Genomic DNA, 8,708 nt, shown 5'->3' with positions numbered 1-8,708 from the left:
GGCGTTATTACGATGTACTGACCCGAATGTACGAACCCATGCCGGACCAGCCCACTGTCGTGTCATTGACAGACCAGCAACCTGCCGATGACACCAACGGCGCCGAAAACACAAACCTTCCGCTGACCGAGATGACCCTGGTCCTGCCGCGGGAACTGGGAATGCCACCACCCACCCTCTGAAGAAACCTCATATCGGGTCGGATTCGACCGCCGTCACAGCATGTTCCACCTGTTCCGAGGTAAACCCCCTTCGGTTCAGAAAGCCGGCCTGGCGTGCCATTTCAGGCCAGTCGTTACGGATATCCCCCAGACCGAATCGTTTTCGCCGGGCTTGTACAGCGCATGCCTGCCAACTGGCCTCAGTTATCTCCGACAACGCCTGAGGCGTTGCCATGATGCCTTTGTGCTGCAGGTCCGCGCGGATTTTCAAAGGCCCGTAGCCTGCTTCCTTGCGTTGCCGGACCAGCATCTCGGCAAATCGCAGATCGCTCAGCCAGTCCCTGTCTTCATAATCATCCAGCACAGGAGCAATAACCGAGGCTTCAAAGCCTCGCTGCCGCAACTTGATGACCAGTTCATGACGGCTGTGCTCACGGCGGGCAAGCAGGCGCAGCGCCACTGCTCTGACCTCGTCTTCAGGCGTTGCATAAACAGTTGCCGATTTCCGTTTACCTGTCCTGTTACCGAAGCTTGCCATACATACCCGTTCACACACTCATTAACATAATCCCGCCGGCCTTCCCCCGTGCTTTCGAAAGCCGCGATCAAACGATAGACTAGGCGCCCTGCTCAGCTCCACCGGAGTTCTCTCTGTGCGGAGTTGTATTTTTCCCTGTGATTGTCAAACCCCGGGGAATGGACTTCATGAAGGATACCGACATGGCTGCATTTATCCAGAAGCTCTTCAGAAAACGCGCTCCTGCTGCTTCCGCCCCGGCCAAGGGTTCGAACAAAAAGAGCCCTCAGCCCGGCAGCCAGAAACCCGAGCCCCGCAAGTCAGCGGAGCTCGCGGAGCCTACAGGACAGTCACAAATTGACCAGCAACGGGCCGCACTGGCTCTGGAAGTGGATCAGCACACCCTGGCAGAACTTGCCCTTGAGGGTCTGGCGGCGGATATCCGTCTGAAAGCCGCTGACGGCCTGACTGACAAAGCGTTGCTGATGGATGTGCAGAAACGTGCAAAAAACCGCGACAAGGGTGTCTACCAACTGACCCGCCAACGTCTGCAGGCTATTCGGGAGGAAGAGGACAGGCAGGCAGCCACCCGTCAGGCGATCGAACAAACCATCGGTCAGGTCGAAGACCTTGCCGAAACCGCCGATGTATCACTCTACGAAGCCCGCCTGATAAACCTCGAGCGCCACTGGACCGCCAACGCCGCCAACGCATCCAACGAACAGCTCACTCGCTATCTGGATGCACTGCACCGATGCAGAGAGCGCGTTGAAGCCATTACCCGGGAAAAGGCCCTCGAAAGCTACCGGATCCAGCAAAACCAGCAGCGACAGCAGACTCTCGAGTTGCTTGGTACTACTCTGGACGAGCTTCGCCAGCAGTTGCCCAGTACCAACGCCTTGCCGTCGCTGGATGCACTGACACGGACTCAGGAGAACCGGTGGCTCGAAGCAACCCGGGACACCGATGTCAGCAAGGACCAGCAAAAGCAGTACGAAGCCAGCATGCATGCCGTCAAATACTACATTGCAGCCCTGCAGCGCTATGTTCAGCACGAACCACAGATCGAAGGTCTGATCGCCCCCACAGAAACCAGTGAGGCAGAGACGTCAGAGGCCTCCGCAGCCGCCGACATTCTGGCTGCCATTGACTGGCCATCCAGTTTTCCTGCGCCCGTTGCGCTGGATGCGCTGCAGGCATCAGCGAAAGCAGCCCAACAGAAAATCGTCGCGGCGAAGGAAACAGTCGATACCAGTGGTCAGAAGGAACAGCTGGAGCGTGTGATCAGCCAGTTGGAAGAAAGCCTGGACGCGAACCTGCTGAAAGAATCACGGCAGCATCTGAAGCAGGCCCAGGCACTTGTAAAGCAGCTGGGTGGCCGCAACAGCGATCCTTTCAGGGCTCGCCTGCAACGGTTATCCGGCCAGGTTCACGATCTTGGCGACTGGCAGGGCTTTGCCACCACGCCGAAACAGACGGCACTGTGCGAGCAGATGGAGTACCTGGCGGCGCAACACATGGAGCCGGAAGCCAAGGCGGGGAAGATCCAGGAGCTACAGAAAGAATGGCGGGCCCTGGGCGGGTCTTCTGACCGAACCCTGTGGCAACGCTTCAAGGAGGCCTCAGACCAGGCCTTTGAGCCCTGCAAAGCCTACTTTGAGGCCAAATCAGACCTCAAGAAAGTCAACCTGGCCAGGCGCCAGGCCATTTGTGATCAGCTCGCAGAGTTCCTGCAAATGAGCGACTGGGCCTCGGTGGACTGGAAACTGGCCGAGAAAATAGAGCGTACCGCCCGTGAGGAATGGCGCGCGGCATGGCCTGTGGAGTTCCGGGACAACCGGTCTGTGCAAAAGCGGTTCGATCAGGAACTCAACGCCCTGAGCGAAAGGCTGGATCAGGAACGTCTGCGGAACGAAGCCCTCAAGGCGGAAATCGTCGAGCGCGCAGAAGCGTTGATAGAACACCTTCCGGTCGCAGAAGCCATGAGCCACGCCAAAAATCTCCAGCAAGAGTGGCAGCAGGTTGGTATCACCCGCCACCGAGAGGATCGAAAGCTCTGGAAAGCGTTCCGGGCCGCCTGCGACCAGGTCTTCGCGCGCCGTGACGAGGAGCGGAAACAGCAAAAGGATCAGTCCATTGCCGCTGACAATACGGCACGGGAAGTTCTGGCCCGGGTACAGGCAATGCTGGAAAGCGCACCAACAGAAACCGATCCCGAACAGCTCAGTGAAATTCGCAAGACACTGACCAGCGCGCTGTCGACAGAGATATCCCAAACCGTCAGGCGGGAGATCAGCGATAGCCTCGCGGCCATCAGTGAGGTGGTGGCTTCCCAGGCGCAACGACAGCAGACAGGTCTCTGGGCAACAGCCATTCAGCAGCGACGCCTGGGGCAACTGGATACCAGCTCACTGCCACCGAACTGGCCTGGCCTGGCAGACAGTGTTCCCGGCGTGGGTGGTGAAGAACTGGTGGTCATGGCGGAGATCCTGTCCGGCAAGGAATCCCCGGAAGACCAGCAGGCACTGCGAATGGAACTACAGGTCAGGCGCCTGGCCCAGGGACTCGGCAGCGGTGCCCAGAGTCACGCCGAGACAAGTCTTGAGACCCTGATTGCCCAATGGTGTCTGATACTGCCAGACACCGAGCTGTCAGAAGCTCTGGAGCAACGGTTGCTGGCAGTTCTTTCAGACTGAGTTCGGGCTAAACTTCATACCCGCTGAGCAGCGGCGGGTTAACTGCGCGGGCGGTCCGGCGCCGCATCATTTGTGGACATATTGTCACCTGCGCCGACACGAACCCTGTGGCAACCGCTATGGCCGTTGCCTACAATGAATCTTGTAACGCTGTGGAACCGAACTCAGTCCACAGCCCGGCCTGGCTCGTATGTGATATAACAATACAGGTCCAGAGATGTGGCGCTGTCGCCTCTTGCGGAATCCCGGCCATCAGACTCAGGTATCCAGTGATATGACGAATTCAGGCAGTTCGGTAGTGAGCAGTTCCTTATGGAAGCGGGCCAGAACGTTTGCCACAGGCGCGCTGGTGGTTGCACCGTTACTGGTGTTTGGTTCCATGACCTTGCAGGCCAGTGCCGACCGTAACGCGGTCTTTGAGCCGGTCGCCCCGACCATTGATCAGGCCCGGGCCAATATACTGATTGCGCGCCAGCTTCAGTTTACTCACTTTCGCGACCAGCCCATCAACGACGAACTCTCAGCCGAGGTCTTCGAAGCGTATCTGGACTATCTGGATGGCCAGAGAATTTATCTGACCGGTGAGGACATCGCGCGTTTCGATTCGATAAAACAGCGGCTAGGCAATTCGCTGAAAACCGGCCAGCTGCAGCCGGGTTTCGATATTTACAATACTGTTCAGAAACGCATTATCGAGCGGCTTGATTTTGCCTTGAACATGCTGGACGACGGCCTGGAGACGCTCAGCTTTACCGGCGATGAAAGCGTCATGCTGGATCGCTCGGAAGCCGACTGGGAGCCTGATTCCGAGGCCCTGAACCGGTTGTGGGAGAAGCGTGTTCGCAATGCGGTTCTCGCGCAACGCCTGAACGGCAGTAGCGACGAGGAAATACTGGAAGTGCTGACCCGCCGTTACGAGGGCCAGCGCAAACGCATTTCACAGATGCGCAGCGAAGATGCCTTCCAGGCCTACATGAACGCCTTTACCAGTATCTGGGACCCGCACACAACGTACTTTTCTCCCAGAAACTCGGAAAACTTCAACATAAATATGAGCTTGTCCCTTGAGGGCATTGGCGCTGTATTGCAGGCCGACAATGAATACACGAAAGTGGTACGACTTGTTCCCGGCGGCCCGGCGTCCCGCCAGGGACAACTCAGTCCTGCCGACCGGATCATCTCGGTAACCCAGGAAGATGACGAGCAACCGGTTAACGTCATCGGCTGGCGTCTAGATGAAGTAGTGGACCTGATTCGTGGTCCCCGCGGTTCGGTGGTCACCCTTGAAGTCATTCCATCCACTGCCAGTGACGAGACCGTAACCCGTTCTATCGCCATTACCCGGGATCAGGTAAAACTGGAAGAGCAGAGTGCCAGCAGTGACGTTATCGAGTTGCAGCGGGATGACCAGAGCTACCGCATCGGTGTTATCGATATCCCGACGTTCTATGCTGATTTTCAGGCGATGCAGCGGGGCGACCCCAATTACACCAGCACCACCCGTGACGTGCGACGCCTGCTCGGTGAACTGCAGGAGCAGGAGGTGGACGGCCTGGTAGTGGATCTCAGAAATAACGGGGGTGGCGCTCTCCATGAAGCCAACGACCTGGTCGGTCTGTTTATTGACCAGGGGCCCACGGTACAGATCAGAAACGCCAACAATGAAGTGCAGGTGCTGACGGATCAGGATCCCTCCGTTGCCTACGACGGCCCCATGGTGGTTCTGGTCAATCGCATGAGTGCGTCCGCCTCTGAAATATTTGCCGGTGCCATCCAGGACTACGGCCGGGGCCTTGTGGTTGGCTCCCAGACTTTCGGCAAAGGCACGGTGCAGGCGGTACGGTCCCTCAATCATGGCCAGCTCAAGATTACCCAGGCTCCACCCAGCACCGGGGGGTCATTCCTGACATTGAAATTCCATCACGAGTGGACGCCACTCGCATCGGGGAGGACGCCCTGACCCGTGCCCTGCCCTGGGATCAGATCGATGCCGTACCGCATCAACGTTATTTCGATTTCAGCGGGGTGATTGACAGCCTTCGTGACCGCCACAACCAACGCTTTTCGGAAAGCCCGGACTTCAGGCTGCTGCAGAAGGAAATCGACTTCCTCAAGGAGCAACGGACTGTCAATATGGTCAGCCTCAACGAAGATAAACGTCGCGCCTATCAGAGCGAGCTGGAGCGTCGGCAGTTGGTTATCGCCAATGCCCGCCGCCAACTGCGGAATGAAGAAGCCTTCAAGACATTCCAGGATATGGAGAAATGGCAGGAACAGGAAGCCGCATCCGCCCACGGCAACGATGACGATGAGCTCGACTTCATTGTAAAAGAAGGCGGTTATATCATGGCGGATATGCTGGAACTCGATCGCCGGATGGCCAGCATCATCACCGACGAGCAGGTGGCAACGGCTAAAGCGGATTAGATCCGGACGCAAGCCTTACCGGTATTCCGGAAAAAAACCGCCGTTCCTCAAGAACGGCGGTTTTTTTGTTCCGGCGCAAAGCCTGCGGGCCGGTATGTTACCGGAACAGTGAACGCATGCCGGCCAGATCCGGGCTCTCAACCAGGCCTTTTTCAGTAACAATGACATCTAGCAGGCTGGCGGGGGTAACATCAAACACCGGGTTAAAGACCGCAACGCCTGACGGCGCCAGCTGTATACCGCGAATTTCCCGAACCTCAGTGCCCTCTCTTTCTTCGATTGGAATACTTCCGCCGCTTTCAAGGGACATATCCACGGTACTGGACGGCGCCACGACCATGAACCGTACATTGTGGTGCCGGGCCAGAACCGCCAGACCATAGGTGCCGATTTTGTTGGCGACATCACCGTTTGCGGTAATCCGGTCGGCTCCGACAATCACCCAGCGAACCTCCCCGGCCGCCATAATGGCGGCCGCAGCGCCGTCAGCATTCAGGGTTACCGGGATATCATCCTGCGACAGTTCCCAGGCGGTCAGTCGGGATCCCTGCAACCACGGCCGGGTTTCGTCCGCGAAAACCCGCTTCAGGAGTCCGGCCTCATGGAGCCGGCGCACCACACCCAATGCCGTACCGTATCCTCCTGTTGCCAGGGCACCGGTATTGCAGTGAGTCAGTACTGAAAAAGGCTGCCCGGCGGCTGTATCCGCCATGAAATCCAGGGCCAGATCCGCCATGGTCAGATTCGCCGCCAGATCTTCCTGATGGATGGCGACAGCTTTATCAGCCAGCTGCTGGATGGCCTCGTCCCGACTGTTGCAGGTTTCCAGAACCTGCTTCATTTTCTCCAATGCCCAGAACAGATTCACCGCAGTCGGGCGGGAGGCTGCCAGTTCGTCTATGGCATCATGCACCTCTTCCCTCCAGCGGCGATCATCCGCACCCCGGGCAGCAAGGGCGACACCGTAAGCGGCACTGATGCCGATGGCCGGCGCACCCCGGACCACCATGTCACGGATGCACTGGGCCACCCCCGACGCACCTTCAATGGTCAGCCAGTGTTCCTCCGCCGGTAACAGCCGCTGATCCAGCAATTCCAGGCTGTGCTCCTGCCAACGCATGGCCACGGTGCCGAGGCGTCGGGATCCGTGCTGGCCAGCATGTTGGCCACTGCGGCTGGCAATGGTTGTTGGACCGGTACCGGACTCTGACATTTTTACCTCCTGAAAATACGTGACGATGAACCCGGGCACAAGGACTTGCAACGGATGCGGGCCACCAAACCGTGTCCAGTATAACCGGTTCAGGGTAGTCGCTCCTCTCCGCCGCCGGTATACTTTGAGCCTGCCGGGCCCTGGTTGTTCCCTGCCGGCCAAATCCATCCGCAACATCAGGTTTTTCATGACTGCCGAAACCATTATTGCTGCCGATCTGCGGATCAACGCCCGCTGGATACTTCCGGTGGAGCCCGCCGGAGTTGTTCTTGACCACCATGCGGTCCTGATTCAGGGCGATCGTATTGCCGCAGTCATACCGCAGGCGGAAGCGGACCGGCAGTGCCGGGCAAGGGAAACTGTTGATCTTAACCAGCACGTGGTGATGCCAGGGCTTATCAACCTTCACGGCCACGCAGCGATGTCGCTGTTCCGCGGCATGGCAGACGACCTGCCGCTGATGACCTGGCTCAACGAACATATCTGGCCGGCCGAAGGCCGTTATGTCAGCGAGAAGTTCATCGCCGATGGTACCCGGCTGGCGATGGCTGAGATGCTGCGCACGGGTACTACCCTGTTTTCCGATATGTATTTCTTCCCGGAAGTGGCGGCCCAGATGGCGCGGGACAGCGGTATGCGTGCCCAGATCTGTTTTCCCCTGATAGACATGCCCACTCCCTGGGGCAGTGGCCCTGAAGACTACCTGGCAAAGGGTACCGATCTGATTCAGCAGTGGCAGAGCGACCCCTTCATCCAGATTGCCATCGGCCCCCACGCGCCCTACACGGTTTCCGACGGCCCGCTGCAGCAAGCGCTGGCGCTGGCGGAAGCGCAGGGTAGCAGAATCCAGATTCACCTCCACGAAACCGCGTTTGAGGTGGATGAAGCATTGAAGCAGTCCGGGAAGCGGCCAATACAGCGGCTTGCGGAACTGGGGCTGATGTCCGGCAACACCCAGTGCGTTCATATGACAGCGCTCAGTGAAGACGATATAGATACCGTCCGCCGCAGCGGCGCCCACGTCATTCACTGCCCGCAGTCCAATCTGAAACTGGCCAGCGGCTTCTGCCCTGTGACAAGGCTGATGGCGGCCGGAATCAACGTCGCCATTGGTACTGACGGTGCCGCCAGCAATAACAGCCTCGACATGTTCGCCGAGCTGTCGACGGCAGCCATGGTTGCCAAAGCCGTGTCCGGTGACGCGGCCTCTGTCAGCGCCCATCAGGCGCTGGCCATGGCTACAATCAACGGTGCCCGTGCGCTTGGTCGTGATAACGAACTGGGGTCACTGGTACCGGGCAAACTGGCGGACCTGATTGCAGTGGATCTCAGCGACCCCTACCTCCAGCCGGTTTACGACCCGGCCTCTCACCTGGTTTACAGCAACCACGGCCGCCAGGTGAGCCACAGCTGGATTGCCGGCGTACCCCAATTACAGGACGGCCGCCTGACCCGCATCGACGTTCCAGACCTGATGCTGAAAGTCGATGAATGGCGGCAACGAATTTCCAATACGCGATAAACCTTTGCAGAACAGGCAGACAGCAGCCATGACCGAACAGAACGTAGACCGTAGCGAAATTGCCAAGTTTGAGGCTCTGGCCAGCCGCTGGTGGGATCCATCCAGTGAATTCCGCCCACTGCACGACATCAATCCGCTTCGCCTGAATTATATTGACGAACGCGCGCCACTG

General features: G+C 58.4%; 5 protein-coding genes and 2 pseudogenes. 5 read left to right on the top strand and 2 right to left on the bottom strand.

The genetic code is table 11. From position 1 onward, the window contains the following. A partial coding sequence (locus AAC035_RS15010; protein WP_339805547.1) for a hypothetical protein occupies positions 1–182 on the top strand: 182 nt, incomplete at its 5' end. A 7-nt stretch (positions 183–189) separates the two neighbouring features. Here AAC035_RS15010 and AAC035_RS15005 read toward each other — a convergent pair. Further along, positions 190–621, bottom strand: coding sequence for a regulatory protein RecX (locus AAC035_RS15005; protein WP_339805545.1), 432 nt, complete (start codon positions 619–621; stop codon positions 190–192). A 260-nt stretch (positions 622–881) separates the two neighbouring features. Between AAC035_RS15005 and AAC035_RS15000 the strand changes: the two genes are divergently transcribed. Together AAC035_RS15000 and AAC035_RS14995 are read left to right on the top strand one after the other, a co-directional pair. Next, positions 882–3,374 (top strand): DUF349 domain-containing protein, encoded by a 2,493-nt coding sequence (locus AAC035_RS15000; RefSeq protein ID WP_339805543.1) that lies wholly within the window; start codon positions 882–884, stop codon positions 3,372–3,374. Between the two features lie 379 nt (positions 3,375–3,753). Beyond that, a pseudogene (locus tag AAC035_RS14995) lies at positions 3,754–5,801 on the top strand (carboxy terminal-processing peptidase). A gap of 97 nt (positions 5,802–5,898) precedes the next feature. On the opposite strand, the gene mtnA reads toward AAC035_RS14995, so the two are convergent. Then, on the bottom strand, positions 5,899–6,921 hold the full coding sequence (mtnA, locus tag AAC035_RS14990) for an S-methyl-5-thioribose-1-phosphate isomerase (protein ID WP_339805549.1): 1,023 nt from the start codon (positions 6,919–6,921) through the stop codon (positions 5,899–5,901). A gap of 280 nt (positions 6,922–7,201) precedes the next feature. Between mtnA and AAC035_RS14985 the strand changes: the two genes are divergently transcribed. Both AAC035_RS14985 and AAC035_RS14980 read left to right on the top strand, forming a co-directional pair. Then, positions 7,202–8,536 (top strand): TRZ/ATZ family hydrolase, encoded by a 1,335-nt coding sequence (locus AAC035_RS14985; RefSeq protein ID WP_339805540.1) that lies wholly within the window; start codon positions 7,202–7,204, stop codon positions 8,534–8,536. Positions 8,537–8,564: 28 nt separating this feature from the next. Continuing rightward, positions 8,565–8,708: pseudogene (locus AAC035_RS14980) on the top strand (bifunctional 3-demethylubiquinol 3-O-methyltransferase/2-polyprenyl-6-hydroxyphenol methylase); the annotation flags it as partial.

The sequence above is a fragment of the uncultured Marinobacter sp. genome, assembly GCF_963974375.1.
In the GTDB taxonomy this organism is placed as follows: domain Bacteria; phylum Pseudomonadota; class Gammaproteobacteria; order Pseudomonadales; family Oleiphilaceae; genus Marinobacter.
The sequence above is the reverse complement of the archived record's forward strand: the minus strand, read 5'-3'. Positions and strand labels throughout refer to the sequence as shown.